Below are 13,501 nucleotides of genomic sequence, written 5' to 3'. Positions count from 1 at the left end.
TACATACGCGATGAAGCGTAGGAGAGAAGGCATTTCCTCATGAGCAGCAACGAGACTCCCCGCGGGCCCGTCGACTCGTCCCGCGTCCCGCGGTACGCCGGTCCCGCGACCTTCGCCCGGCTGCCCCGGCTCGACGAGGTCGGCGGACGGGCCGATGTCGCCGTGGTGGGCGTGCCGTTCGACTCGGGTGTCTCGTACCGGCCGGGCGCCCGCTTCGGCGGCAACGCGATCCGTGAGGCGTCCCGGCTGCTGCGCCCGTACAACCCGGCGCAGGACGCCTCCCCGTTCGCCCTCGCCCAGGTCGCGGACGGCGGCGACATCGCCGTGAACCCGTTCAACATCAACGAGGCCGTCGAGACCGTCGAGGCGGCGGCGGACGACCTGCTCGGCACGGGCGCCCGCCTGATGACCCTCGGCGGCGACCACACCATCGCGCTGCCCCTGCTGCGCTCGGTGGCGAAGAAGCACGGCCCGGTGGCCCTGCTGCACTTCGACGCCCACCTCGACACCTGGGACACCTACTTCGGCGCCGAGTACACGCACGGCACCCCGTTCCGCCGCGCGGTCGAGGAGGGCATCCTCGACACCTCCGCCCTGTCCCACGTCGGCACGCGCGGCCCGCTCTACGGCAAGCAGGACCTGACCGACGACGAGAGGATGGGCTTCGGCATCGTCACCTCCGCGGACGTCTACCGGCGCGGTGCCGACGAGGTCGCCGACCAGCTCCGCCAGCGCATCGGCGACCGGCCGCTGTACATCTCCATCGACATCGACTGCCTCGACCCGGCCCACGCGCCCGGCACGGGCACGCCCGAGGCCGGCGGCATGACCTCGCGCGAGCTGCTGGAGATCCTGCGCGGGCTGGCGTCCTGCAACCTGGTCTCGGCGGACGTCGTCGAGGTGGCGCCCGCGTACGATCACGCGGAGATCACGTCGGTGGCCGCGTCCCACACGGCGTACGAACTGACCACGATCATGTCGCGCCAGATCGCCGCGGCCCGGAAGGACTCGGAAGCGCAGTGACTCACGACCACGACCTGGTGCTCCGCCCGACGCCCGCCCAGACGGAGGCAGCCCTGAACCCTCCCCCCGGCCGCACCGGCGGAGACCTGGTCGTGGAGACGCTGGCCGGGCTGGGCACCACAACCGTCTTCGGCCTGCCCGGCCAGCACGCCCTCGGCATGTTCGACGCGCTGCGCCGCTCCGACCTCAGGTACATCGGCCTGCGGGTGGAGAACAACGCCGGGTTCGCGGCGGACGCGTACGGCCGGATCACGGGTGAGGCGGCGCCGCTGCTGCTGTCGACGGGGCCGGGAGCGCTGACCTCGCTGGCGGCGCTCCAGGAGGCGGCCGCGGCCAGCGCCCCCGTCCTGGCGATCAGCAGCCAGGTCCCGACGGCGGGGCTCGGCGGCGGCCGCCACGGCTATCTGCACGAACTGCCCGACCAGGCGGCCTCGTTCCGGGGCGTGGTGAAGTCGGTCCACACCGTCCGCACCCCGTCGCAGATCCCGTCCGCCATCGAGGCGGCCTGGAAGTCGGCACTGAGCGCCCCGCACGGCCCGGTGTGGGTGGAGATCCCGCAGGACGTGCTGCTCGCCGAGACGGCGATCCCGGTGGTGACCGGCGGCGACGCCTTCCCCGAGGAGCTGCCGCCGCGCCCCGAACTGACCGCCGTGGCCGCCGACCTGCTGTCGAAGGCGGCCCGACCGGCGATCATCGCGGGCGGCGGGGTGATCCGGGCGGACGCGTCGAAGAAGCTGCGTCAGCTGGCCGAAACGCTTCAGGCGCCGGTCGTCACGACGCCGGGCGGCAAGGGCGCGTTCCCCTGGACGCACCCGCTGTCGCTCCAGTCCTGGATCGAGGACCGCCACACCACGGACTTCCTGGAGGACGCGGACGTCCTCCTCGTCGTCGGCTCGGGACTCGGCGAACTCTCCTCCAATTACCACACGTTCAAGCCGCGCGGCCGGATCATCCAGATCGAGGCCGACCTCGGCAAGCTGGAGTCCAACCACCCCGCCCTCGGCATCCACGCGGACGCCCGCCTCGCGTTGCAGGCGCTGCTGGAGACGGTCTCCGAGCGGCAGGACCCGACGGCACCGGAGCGCGTGCGCGCACTCCTCGCGAAGGTCGCCGAGCGCATCGCCGCCCAGGAACTCACCCTGGAGCAAGAGGTGCTGGCGTCCGTCCGCCGGGCCCTCCCCGCCGGCTCCCCGTCCTTCTGGGACATGACGATCCTCGCGTACTGGGCCTGGTCGGCCTTCGACGCCAAGGGCCCCAACCACATGCACTCCGCCCAGGGCGCGGGCGGCCTCGGCTACGCCTTCCCGGCGGCACTCGGCGCGGCGGTGGCCGACCCGACCCGGCCGGTCCTCGCCGTCTCCGGCGACGGCGGCGCTCTGTACTCGATCGCCGAGCTGGCGACGGCCCGCCAGTACGGCCTGAACGTCACCTGGCTGATCGTCGACGACGGCGGCTACGGCATCCTGCGCGAGTACATGACCGACGCGTTCGGCGAGGCGACGGCGACGGAACTGACCCGGCCGGACTACGTGGCACTGGCGGAGTCCTTCGGCGTCCCCGGGGTCCGTACGACCCCGGAGAACCTGGAGCAGGACCTCGCGAAGCAACTCGCGTCGCCGGGGCCTTCGGTGGTGCTGCTCCCGGCGGTGCTGCGGATGTTCGCACCGACGCACCTGGACTGAGCACCGGCCGGTCCGGCCAGGCCGCGGGCGAAAGGGAGCTGATCACGGCCGTAGTACGCCCGCTCAGTTGCCGCTGCCTTCATGCCGGTCGTTGCCGGTATCGGTGTCGGTATCGGTATCGGTATCGGTGTCGGTGTCGGTGTCGGCATCCGCATCGGCATCGGTGGGGCGGAAGCATGCCGTCACCGTCTTGCCGTTCCGCCGGCACCGCATCCCCCACTCATCGGCGAGCTTCCGCACGATCGCCACTCCGCGGCCGGAGACATCCCCCGGCTCCGCTTCGCGCTGGCGCGGCAGCGTCGGATCCTCGTCGTGGACGCTCACGTGAAGGCAGTCGCCGTCCCATGTGAGGACCAGGTGCGCGTCGCTGTGCGCGTGGATGTGCGCATTGGTGATCAGCTCGGACACGGCCAGCACGATGGCGTCCACCGTGTCCGGCTCCGCAGCGGCCCAGGGCAGGGATTCGAGACGCCTGCGTGTCCACTCCCGCCCGGCGCGCACTCCCTCGGACATGGGGAACGAGTGCGCCCATCCCATCGCCTTCACCGCCACGGCCCCGACCTCCTCTCCCTCGGCCCCACGTATGTGAATGAACCGGGTACCCGGCGCCCGCCTCAACAGACACGATGCGGTGGGCCGCCCGCGACTTTCCGGCCGGCCCACCCCACACGCCAGTTACTTTCAAGTACGGGTCGAACACGGCCTACAGGCCGTCGCGGACCATCGCGGCGACGAGGTGGACGTGGCGGTCGGCCGCCGTGTTCGACATCTCGTTCTCGAAGTTCAGGCCGTAGGGCCAGAAGTGGCCCCCGCCGGTGGAGATCTTCGCGCCTGAGCCGTCGTACTGCTTGACCAGCGCGGTCGCCTGCCCGCCGGTCCAGGTGCCGCTGCCGCCGAGGCGGGACCATCCGGAGCTGGTGCCCACGCCGATGGTGTGGGCGATCTCGTGCAGGGCCGTCCGCTCGGTCATGTAGCTGCGGTTGCTGCCGAAGCGGATGGTCCCGTTGATGTTGCCGTCGGCGGTGGGTACACCCGGCTCATAGCGGACGGTGATCGTCTTGCCCAGGTCACTGAGGTTGTTGTAGCGGGCCACCGCCGCGTTCATGGCCCGGGTGATGGCGTCGTAGGCGGTGCGCTGGTCCTCGGTGGGGTTGCTCGCCCGTACGAGGGACCAGGTGATGGTGGCCGCGGCGGCGCGTTCGCGGGCGGGGGCGGGGGCGGGGGCGGTTGCGGAGGTGACCTGGGAGGTGGTCCGCGGGGTGGTGGCGGCCTGGGCGGCGCCCGGGCCGGCCAGGAGTGCGGCCGTCAGGGCGGCTATGAGGGCCTTGCGTGGGCTCATTGAGGATCCTCCTGTGGGGGGCCGTCGAAAGCTCGCGAAACTTCGTACGCCGTTCGGCACCTCGGACAGCGGAGGTCAAATCTCTTTGCTGGTGGGGAAGTTGACGCGCTGTCGACCGCAAGTATCCCGGCGGGAAAGGTGGCGTCAAGAGTTTCAAATGTGCCGGAATTGGGCCCACCCTGTGAAACCGCACGGCACCCCGGTAACGACTCGCACAAGTCTTCGCCAAGTCGCACAACCTTTCCCCCGCCCCGATGAGTCATGGGTGCATGACTTCTGGGATATCCCGCCGCGCGAGAGTGCTGGCGGTGGCCGTGGGTACGGGTGTGCTCGTGCCGCTCGTCGCCGCCGCCACGCCCGCGGCCGCCGCCACGCCGGCCGTGACCTGTACGTCCGCCAGGGCCGGGCTGGCCGCCCAGCTGAAGAAGGACATCACCGCCGCGCTGGCCACCCGCAAGGGCACCGTCGCCGTCGGCCTCTACGACCGCAGCACCAACACGACGTGCACCCTGCGCGCGAGTTCCGCCTACGACTCGGCCAGCGTCGTCAAGGTCACCGTCCTCGCCACGCTGCTGTGGGACGCGAAGAAGCACGACCGGTATCTCACCGACCGCGAGAACACCCTCGCCAAGGCCATGATCACCAAGTCGGACAACGCCGCGACCTCCACCCTGTGGAAGCAGCTCGGCATGACGAAGATCAAGGGCTTCCTCACCGCCGCCGGCATGACCCAGACCAAGCCCGGCGCGAACGGCTACTGGGGCCTGACGCAGATCACCGTCACCGACGAGCAGAAGCTGCTGAAGCTTCTGACGGCCAAGAACACGGTCCTGAGCGACAACTCCCGCGCCTACATCCTCAAGTTGATGGGGCAGGTCGTCTCGTCCCAGCGCTGGGGCACACCGTACGGAGTGCCGTCCGGTGTCACCGTGGCCGTGAAGAACGGCTGGCTGCAACGCTCCACGAACGGCTGGCGGGTGCACAGTGTCGGCGCGTTCAAGGGCGGCGGCCACGACTACATGATGACCGTGCTCACCCACGGCAACAGCACCATGAACTACGGCATCGCGACCATCCAGGCGGTGGCCAAGGTCATCCACAAGGACCTGGCCGCGAGTTGACCCTTCACCACGCGTCCTACCCGGCGTCACCGGCCCGCCCTACGGTGACGCCATGCCCCTCAGAACCCCTCTCGCCCTCCTCACCGCAGCCCTGACGGCGACCACCTGCCTGACCGTCGCCGCCCCGGCCCAGGCGCACACCCGGCACGCCTGCTCGCCGGCCGTCTCCATCGACGGCTTCTCCGACGCGCTGGACAAGACGACGTACGAGAACACCTACGTCGGCAACCTCTCGGCACTCGCCAGGGACAGCGACGGCTCCCTGGCCGCCCTCTCCGACCGCTCGTCCCTCTTCCGCCTGGACGCGCGGACGCTGAAGCCCCGTTCCGTGGTCGCACTCGCCGACGAGCACGGCACCGCGCTCGACTCCGAGGGCCTGGCCGTCGACCGCGACGGTACGCGCCTGATCACCTCCGAGACCGAGCCGTCCGTACGCCGCTACTCCCGCACCGGCAGGCTCCTCGACCGCCTCCCGGTCCCGGACGCCCTGCGGGTGAGCCCCGCGGGCCGCGCCCGGCCGAACGGCACCTTCGAGGGCCTGACCCTGCTCCCCGGCGGCCGCACCCTACTGGCCTCCATGGAGTACGCGCTCTCCGGCGACGACCCGACGACCGTCCGCTTCCAGACCTGGCGCAGGACGCCGCACGGCCACTTCGCCCTCGCCGCCCAGTACGCCTACCGCACGGACCCCGGCCTGGGCGTCCCCGAGGTCCAATCGACCCCCGACGGCCGCCTCCTGGTCCTGGAGCGCGGTTTCACCTCCGGCGTGGGCAATACGGTTCGCCTCTATCTGGCCGACCCGCGCGGGGCGACGAACACGAGCGACATCGACACCCTGCCGACCCGCCCCGCGGCCCGCCTGATCAAGAAGACCCTCCTCACCGACCTGGCCACCTGCCCCTCCCTCGGCGCCACGGCCAGACAACCCCAGCCGAACCCCCTCCTCGACAACATCGAGGCCATGACGATCACGGGCCGCAGGAACAACACCCTGAAGGTCCTCCTCGCCAGCGACGACAACGAGAACCCGACCCAGACGACCCGCTTCTACGCCCTGCGGGTGAGGCTGACTTCCTAGCTCTCCCGCCGGGGGCCGGGCGGAGCCCCGGGACAAGCTCGGCCTCTTGTCCGGCCGCTTCGGCGGGCGAGCGCAGGGGTCGCAGGGGGCGAAGCCCCCGCCGGGACCCGGGGCGGAGCCCCCCGGGGGCAAGGGCGGCCTCTTGTCCAACCGCTTCGGCCGGGCGGGTAGGCGAGCGCGGGGGCGCAGGGCGCGAAGCCCCCACCGGGACCCGGGGCGGAGCCCCCACACGGCATCAGCCTCCTGGCCGACAGATACGGGCGGGCGGGTGGGCGAACACCCCCCTAAACCCCCACCGCCGCGAACGCCCCCCGGGCCATCCGATGCAGCAGCTCCGCCGTGGCCCCCCGCCCGGGCAAAGACCCCGCCCTCCCCAGATGCGGCGTCGAGTTCAGCAACCCGAACACCGAGTGCACAGCCGACCGAGCCGCAGGCTCACCGAGCCCCGGGTACACCTCCCGCACCACCCCCACCCACAGCTCCACGTACTGCCGCTGCAGCTGCCGCACCATCTTCCGGTCGCTGTCCCGGAGGCGATCCAGCTCCCGATCGTGCAGGGTGATCAGAGGCCGGTCGTCGAGCGCGAAGTCGATGTGCCCCTCGATCAGCGAGTCGAGGACCGCCTCAGCCCCCGCACCCCCGTCCGCCTCCGCCACCCGCCGCTTCGCCCCCGTCAGCAGCTGCCCGCTGATCCCCACCAGCAGCTCCGCGAGCATCGCGTCCTTGCCCGCGAAGTGCCGGTACAGCCCGGGCCCGCTGATCCCGACAGCGGCACCTATCTCGTCGACTCCGACCCCGTGGAAGCCCCGCTCGGCGAAGAGCCGGGCAGCCTCCTTGAGGATCTGCTCGCGTCGGGTGGGGGCGTCGGTTCTCGTGGCCATGAAAACAATTCTAGACAGGGAGGTTAGCGGTCGTTAACCTGAAGGAAATGCGTTAACGCTCATTAACAAGGTGAGGGGACCGCAGGATGCACGAGGCACCGGAGCTCACGAGCGCGGCAGACCCCGCGTCGGAGGCCTTTCGGGCCAACGAGGAGGCGCACCACGCCCTCGTGGAGGAGCTGCGCGCCAAGCTGGCCGCAGCCGCGCAGGGCGGCGGTGAGAAGGCCCGCGCCCGCCACACCGCGCGCGGCAAGCTGCTCCCCCGCGACCGCGTCGACACCCTCCTCGACCCGGGCTCGCCCTTCCTGGAGCTGGCCCCGCTCGCGGCCGACGGGATGTACGAGGGCCAGGCCCCGGCCGCCGGTGTCATCGCGGGCATCGGCAGGGTCAGCGGCCGCGAAACCGTGATCGTCGCCAACGACGCCACGGTCAAGGGCGGCACGTATTACCCGATGACGGTCAAGAAGCACCTCCGCGCCCAGGAGGTCGCCCTGGACAACCGCCTCCCGTGCGTCTACCTCGTGGACTCCGGCGGCGCCTTCCTCCCCATGCAGGACGAGGTCTTCCCGGACCGGGACCACTTCGGCCGGATCTTCTACAACCAGGCCCGCATGTCCGGCGCCGGCATCCCCCAGATCGCCGCCGTCCTCGGCTCCTGCACGGCCGGCGGGGCGTACGTCCCGGCGATGAGCGACGAGGCGGTGATCGTCCGCAACCAGGGCACGATCTTCCTGGGCGGCCCGCCCCTGGTGAAGGCGGCCACGGGCGAGGTCGTCACGGCGGAGGAACTCGGCGGCGGCGAGGTCCACTCCCGCGTCTCGGGCGTCACGGACCACCTCGCGGAGAACGACGCGCACGCGCTCCGCATCGTCCGCACGATCGTCTCCACCCTCCCCGCCCGAGGACCGCTCCCCTGGGAGGTCACGGAGGCGACGGAACCCAAGGTCGACCCGCACGGCCTCTACGGCGCGGTCCCGGTCGACTCGCGCACCCCGTACGACGTGCGCGAGATCATCGCGCGCGTGGTCGACGGTTCCCGTTTCGCCGAGTTCAAGTCCGAGTTCGGCCAGACCCTGGTCACGGGCTTCGCCCGGATCCACGGCCACCCGGTGGGCATCGTCGCCAACAACGGCATCCTGTTCTCCGAGTCCGCCCAGAAGGGCGCCCACTTCATCGAGCTGTGTGACCAGCGCGGCATCCCGCTGGTGTTCCTGCAGAACATCTCCGGCTTCATGGTCGGCAAGGACTACGAGGCGGGCGGCATCGCCAAGCACGGCGCCAAGATGGTCACAGCGGTGGCCTGCACCCGCGTACCGAAGCTGACGGTCGTGGTCGGCGGCTCGTACGGCGCGGGCAACTACTCGATGTGCGGCCGGGCGTACTCCCCCCGCTTCCTGTGGATGTGGCCGAACGCCAAGATCTCGGTCATGGGCGGCGAGCAGGCCGCGTCGGTCCTCGCGACCGTCAAGCGGGATCAGCTGGAGGCCCGCGGCGAGTCCTGGCCCGCGGAGGACGAGGACGCTTTCAAGGCCCCGATCCGCGACCAGTACGAGCGCCAGGGCAACGCCTACTACGCGACGGCCCGCCTCTGGGACGACGGTGTGATCGACCCGCTGGACACCCGCCAGGTCCTGGGCCTGGCCCTGACCGCGTGCGCCAACGCGCCCCTGGGTGACCCCCAGTTCGGCGTCTTCCGGATGTGAGGGGACGGACGACGATGTTCGAGACAGTGCTGGTGGCCAACCGGGGCGAGATCGCCGTACGGGTCATCCGTACGCTGCGGTCGATGGGCGTGCGCTCGGTGGCCGTCTTCTCCGACGCGGACGCCGACGCCCGGCATGTCCGCGAGGCGGACACGGCGGTCCGGATCGGCCCGGCCCCCGCGTCCGAGAGCTACTTGTCGGTGGAGCGCCTGCTTGAGGCCGCGGCCCGCACCGGCGCCCAGGCCGTCCACCCGGGCTACGGCTTCCTCGCCGAGAACGCCGCCTTCGCGCGCGCCTGCGCCGAGGCCGGCCTGGTCTTCATCGGCCCTCCGGCGGACGCGATCTCCCTCATGGGCGACAAGATCCGCGCCAAGGAGACGGTCCGGGCGGCCGGAGTGCCCGTGGTCCCCGGCGGACGGGACCCGGACCTGGCCGAGGCGGCCCGCGAGCTGGGCGCGCCCGTGCTGCTGAAGCCGAGCGCGGGCGGCGGCGGCAAGGGCATGCGCCTGGTGCGGGACCTGACCCGGCTGGAGGAGGAGATCGCCGCGGCCCGCCGCGAGGCCCGCGCCTCCTTCGGGGACGACACGCTCCTGGTGGAGCGCTGGATCGACCGCCCACGCCACATCGAGATCCAGGTCCTGGCCGACGGCCAGGGGAACGTGGTCCACCTCGGCGAGCGCGAGTGCTCCCTCCAGCGCCGCCACCAGAAGATCATCGAGGAGGCGCCGAGCGTCCTCCTCGACGAGGAGACACGCTCCGCGATGGGCGAGGCGGCGGTCCAGGCGGCCCGCTCCTGCGGCTACCGGGGCGCGGGCACGGTGGAGTTCATCGTCCCCGGCACCGACCCGTCGTCGTACTACTTCATGGAGATGAACACCCGCCTCCAGGTGGAGCACCCGGTCACGGAGCTCATCACCGGCCTGGACCTGGTCGAGTGGCAGCTGCGCGTGGCGGCCGGCGAGCCTCTGGGCTTCACCCAGGCGGACGTACGGCTGACCGGCCACGCCGTGGAGGCCCGTATCTGCGCCGAGGACCCGGCGCGCGGCTTCCTTCCCTCCGGCGGCACGGTCCTGAGGCTCCGCGAACCGCAGGGCGACGGTATCCGCACCGACTCGGGCCTCACGGAGGGCACGGAGGTCGGCAGCCTCTACGACCCGATGCTCTCGAAGGTCATCGCGTACGGCCCCGACCGCGCGACCGCCCTGCGCAAGCTCCGTTCGGCCCTGGCGGAGACGGTCACGCTCGGGGTGCAGACCAACGCCGGCTTCCTGCGCCGGCTGCTCGCCCACCCGGCGGTGGTCGCCGGCGACCTGGACACCGGCCTGGTCGAGCGCGAGGTGGAGGACCTGGTCTCCACGGACGTACCCGAGGAGGTGTACGAGGCGGCAGCCGCCGTACGCCTGGAGGTGCTCCGGCCCGAGCCGGGCGGCTGGACGGACCCCTTCTCGGTCCCCAGCGGCTGGCGGCTCGGCGGGGAGCGCAAACCGCCCGTCTTCCACCTCAGGATCCAGGACCCCCTGGAGTACACCCCGCGCGGCACCGCCACGGTCACCGACGACCGGGTCTGCGTCACGCTGGACGGCGTCCGCCACACCTTCCACCGCGCCGCCGACTGGCTCGGCCGCGACGGCGACGCCTGGCACGTACGCGACCACGACCCGGTGGCCGCGTCCCTCAGCCGCGCGGCCCACGCGGGCGCCGACTCGCTGACGGCGCCCATGCCGGGCACGGTGACGGTGGTGAAGGTCGCCGTCGGCGACGAGGTGACGGCGGGCCAGAGCCTGCTGGTGGTGGAGGCGATGAAGATGGAGCACGTCATCTCCGCCCCGCACGCCGGCAAGGTCACCGAACTGGACGTGACCCCGGGCTCGACGGTCGCCATGGACCAGGTGCTGGCGGTCATCGCACCGCACGAGGGGGCACAGGAGGAGGCGGAGAAATGACTGTCGACGGTCTCCCGATGGTGGTCCCGACCACGGACCTGCCCACCCGCGTCCGCATCCACGAGGTGGGCGCACGCGACGGCCTGCAGAACGAGAAGGCGACAGTCCCCACCGAAGTCAAGGCGGAGTTCATCCGCCGTCTGGCCGAAGCGGGCCTGACGACGATCGAGGCGACGAGCTTCGTCCACCCCAAGTGGGTCCCCCAACTGGCGGACGCGGAGCAGCTCTATCCCCTGGTCGGCGACCTCCCGGTGGCACTGCCGGTGCTCGTGCCGAACGAACGCGGCCTCGACCGTGCCCTGGCGCTGGGCGCGCGGCGGGTGGCGGTCTTCGCCAGCGCCACGGAGTCCTTCGCCAAGGCCAACCTCAACCGCACGGTGGACGAGGCCCTGGCGATGTTCGACCCAGTGGTGGCCCGGGCGAAGGCGGACGGCGTCCATGTCCGCGGCTACCTCTCCATGTGCTTCGGCGACCCCTGGGAAGGCGAGGTCCCGATCCCCCAGGTGGTCCGGGTCTGCAAGGCCCTCCTGGACATGGGCTGCGACGAGCTGAGCCTGGGCGACACGATCGGCGTCGCGACCCCGGGCCACGTGGTCGCGCTCCTCGCGGCCCTCGACGAAGCAGGAATCCCACCGTCCGCCCTCGGCGTCCACTTCCACGACACCTACGGCCAGGCCCTCGCCAACACGCTCGCCGCCCTCCAGCAGGGAGTGACGACGGTCGACGCCTCCGCGGGCGGCCTGGGCGGCTGCCCGTACGCGAAGTCGGCGACCGGCAACCTGGCCACCGAAGACCTCGTGTGGATGCTGCGAGGCCTCGGCATCGACACCGGAATCGACCTCGGCCGCCTCGTCGCCACGAGCGCGTGGATGGCCGACCGCCTGGGCCGACCGAGCCCGTCCCGCACCGTCCGAGCCCTGTCCCACGAGGACACCGAGGAGCAGTGATCACCATGGACTACCGCCTTCCCCCCGAGTTGGAGGAACTCCGCCGCACGGTCGAGGAGTTCGCGCACGAGGTGGTGGCGCCGAAGATCGGCGACTTCTACGAGCGGCATGAGTTCCCGTACGAGATCGTCCGGGAGATGGGCCGCATGGGCCTGTTCGGGCTGCCGTTCCCCGAGGAGTACGGCGGCATGGGCGGCGACTACCTGGCGCTGGGCGTGGCCCTGGAGGAACTGGCACGGGTCGACTCCTCGGTAGCCATCACGCTGGAAGCCGGTGTCTCCCTCGGCGCGATGCCGGTCTACCGCTACGGCACGCAGGCCCAGAAACAGGAATGGCTCCCCCGCCTCTGCTCCGGCGAACTCCTGGGCGCGTTCGGCCTGACGGAACCGGACGGCGGCAGCGACGCGGGCGCGACCCGCACGACGGCCCGTCTGGACGCGTCGACGAACGAGTGGGTGATCAACGGCACGAAGTGCTTCATCACCAACTCGGGCACGGACATCACGGGCCTGGTGACGGTCACGGCGGTCACGGGCCGCACCCCGGAGGGCAAGCCGCAGATCTCCTCGATCATCGTCCCGTCCGGCACCCCGGGCTTCACGATCGCGGCCCCGTACTCGAAGGTCGGCTGGAACGCCTCGGACACGCGAGAGTTGTCCTTCTCCGACGTCCGTGTCCCGGCGGCGAACCTCCTGGGCGAAGAGGGCCGAGGCTACGCCCAGTTCCTCCGCATCCTCGACGAGGGCCGCATCGCCATCGCGGCGCTGGCCACCGGCCTGGCCCAGGGCTGCGTCGACGAGTCGGTCAAGTACGCCAAGGAACGCCACGCCTTCGGCAAGCCGATCGCCGCGAACCAGGCCATCCAGTTCAAGATCGCCGACATGGAGATGAAGGCCCACACCGCCCGCCTCGCCTGGCGCGACGCGGCGGCCCGCCTGGTGTCCGGCGCCCCCTTCAAGAAGGAGGCTGCCCTGGCCAAGCTCCATTCCTCCACCATCGCCGTGGACAACGCCCGCGAGGCCACTCAGATCCACGGCGGGTACGGCTTCATGAACGAGTACCCGGTCGCCCGCATGTGGCGCGACTCCAAGATCCTCGAAATCGGCGAGGGCACGAGCGAGGTCCAGCGGATGCTGATCGCGCGGGAGTTGGGGCTGGCGGGCTGAGAGACGGTACCTGTTCCGCCTCAGTTTGCCGTCAAACACCTCTGCAGCCCACCGCCGTGCGGTGGGCTGCAGAGGTGTTTCGCTCAGAACGAAGGACGCGAACCCAAAATGACGGAAACGGGATTCCCGAGGTCCGCTATTCGCAGTTGCGTGTCTTTGGGGGGAGGTCCAGTCTTCGGAATCCGATTAGGTGCCGAACCGATCCAAGACATCCAAATCACCTTCGAAGGAGACCACCATGATCCACGCTCGATTCCCTGCCAGGAAGTAGTGATGCTCTGGCACCTCAAGAAGTGCAGCCGTAACCGAAGCGGCCTGACCTTCGGAAAAATGCACACAGTAGGGCGAAATCCCGTCTCCTACATGCTCGACTACAGAGCCGGGCCTGGTTCGCGCACAGATTTCCCTGGATGCACTCGCCACGAGAAGCTGCTCATCGTCGAATTTCCAGTGGCTATGCCGCCCATCCACGCGACGCCAATCGATCTTCCCTCCAACGAAGGGCAAGTGGAGTTCCAACCAGTCGAATACATCTGACGCGCTCGTTTTCTTCAGGGCAGCTAGAGGCGGCACAGAGAATACCTCTTCTTCCCAGTAGTCACCAGACAAACCGTTCCT

The 13,501-nt window shown here is 70.7% G+C and carries 12 protein-coding genes; 8 read left to right on the top strand and 4 right to left on the bottom strand.

The annotated features are described in order from the left end of the window. Positions 1–39 precede the first annotated feature (39 nt). Together speB and ACIBL4_RS10965 are read left to right on the top strand one after the other, a co-directional pair. A complete protein-coding gene (speB, locus tag ACIBL4_RS10970) occupies positions 40–1,023 on the top strand; it encodes an agmatinase (protein ID WP_399408578.1) in 984 nt (327 codons plus the stop codon). Beyond that, entirely contained in the window at positions 1,020–2,705 is a 1,686-nt protein-coding gene (locus ACIBL4_RS10965; RefSeq protein WP_399408576.1) for a thiamine pyrophosphate-binding protein, read from the top strand. The genes speB and ACIBL4_RS10965 overlap by 4 nt, the downstream gene beginning before the upstream one ends. A gap of 63 nt (positions 2,706–2,768) precedes the next feature. Here ACIBL4_RS10965 and ACIBL4_RS10960 read toward each other — a convergent pair whose 3' ends face one another. Continuing rightward, a complete protein-coding gene (locus ACIBL4_RS10960) occupies positions 2,769–3,257 on the bottom strand; it encodes an ATP-binding protein (protein ID WP_399408574.1) in 489 nt (162 codons plus the stop codon). Between the two features lie 151 nt (positions 3,258–3,408). Further along, complete coding sequence (locus ACIBL4_RS10955; RefSeq protein WP_399408572.1) at positions 3,409–4,044, bottom strand: hypothetical protein; 636 nt, start codon at positions 4,042–4,044, stop codon at positions 3,409–3,411. A 269-nt stretch (positions 4,045–4,313) separates the two neighbouring features. Between ACIBL4_RS10955 and ACIBL4_RS10950 the strand changes: the two genes are divergently transcribed. Further along, a complete protein-coding gene (locus tag ACIBL4_RS10950) occupies positions 4,314–5,165 on the top strand; it encodes a serine hydrolase (RefSeq protein ID WP_399408570.1) in 852 nt (283 codons plus the stop codon). A gap of 52 nt (positions 5,166–5,217) precedes the next feature. Next, a complete protein-coding gene (locus tag ACIBL4_RS10945; protein WP_399408568.1) occupies positions 5,218–6,243 on the top strand; it encodes an esterase-like activity of phytase family protein in 1,026 nt (341 codons plus the stop codon). A 284-nt stretch (positions 6,244–6,527) separates the two neighbouring features. On the opposite strand, the gene ACIBL4_RS10940 is transcribed toward ACIBL4_RS10945, so the two are convergent. Then, complete coding sequence (locus ACIBL4_RS10940) at positions 6,528–7,124, bottom strand: TetR/AcrR family transcriptional regulator (RefSeq protein ID WP_020273324.1); 597 nt, start codon at positions 7,122–7,124, stop codon at positions 6,528–6,530. A gap of 86 nt (positions 7,125–7,210) precedes the next feature. On the opposite strand from ACIBL4_RS10940, the gene ACIBL4_RS10935 reads away from it, so the two are divergent. From ACIBL4_RS10935 to ACIBL4_RS10920, 4 genes are read left to right on the top strand one after another with little or no spacing between them, the layout of a single operon-like run. After that, complete coding sequence (locus ACIBL4_RS10935) at positions 7,211–8,827, top strand: carboxyl transferase domain-containing protein (protein WP_399408566.1); 1,617 nt, start codon at positions 7,211–7,213, stop codon at positions 8,825–8,827. Between the two features lie 14 nt (positions 8,828–8,841). Then, positions 8,842–10,770, top strand: coding sequence for an acetyl/propionyl/methylcrotonyl-CoA carboxylase subunit alpha (locus ACIBL4_RS10930; RefSeq protein ID WP_399408564.1), 1,929 nt, complete (start codon positions 8,842–8,844; stop codon positions 10,768–10,770). Then, the gene (locus ACIBL4_RS10925) at positions 10,767–11,717 is read left to right on the top strand and encodes a hydroxymethylglutaryl-CoA lyase (RefSeq protein WP_399408562.1); all 951 of its coding nucleotides are present in this window, start codon (positions 10,767–10,769) and stop codon (positions 11,715–11,717) included. The genes ACIBL4_RS10930 and ACIBL4_RS10925 overlap by 4 nt, the downstream gene beginning before the upstream one ends. Before the next feature lie 5 nt (positions 11,718–11,722). Further along, the gene (locus ACIBL4_RS10920; protein ID WP_399408560.1) at positions 11,723–12,883 is read left to right on the top strand and encodes an acyl-CoA dehydrogenase family protein; all 1,161 of its coding nucleotides are present in this window, start codon (positions 11,723–11,725) and stop codon (positions 12,881–12,883) included. A gap of 186 nt (positions 12,884–13,069) precedes the next feature. Here the strand turns inward: ACIBL4_RS10920 and ACIBL4_RS10915 are convergent, their stop codons facing one another. Continuing rightward, a complete protein-coding gene (locus tag ACIBL4_RS10915) occupies positions 13,070–13,492 on the bottom strand; it encodes a hypothetical protein (protein ID WP_399408558.1) in 423 nt (140 codons plus the stop codon). Between the last annotated feature and the right edge of the window lie 9 nt (positions 13,493–13,501).

The organism is Streptomyces sp. NPDC050416 (assembly GCF_044458845.1).
Classification (GTDB): Bacteria; Actinomycetota; Actinomycetes; order Streptomycetales; family Streptomycetaceae; genus Streptomyces.
Note: the sequence above shows the minus strand (reverse complement) of the source record. Positions and strands in the feature narration are given on the sequence as shown.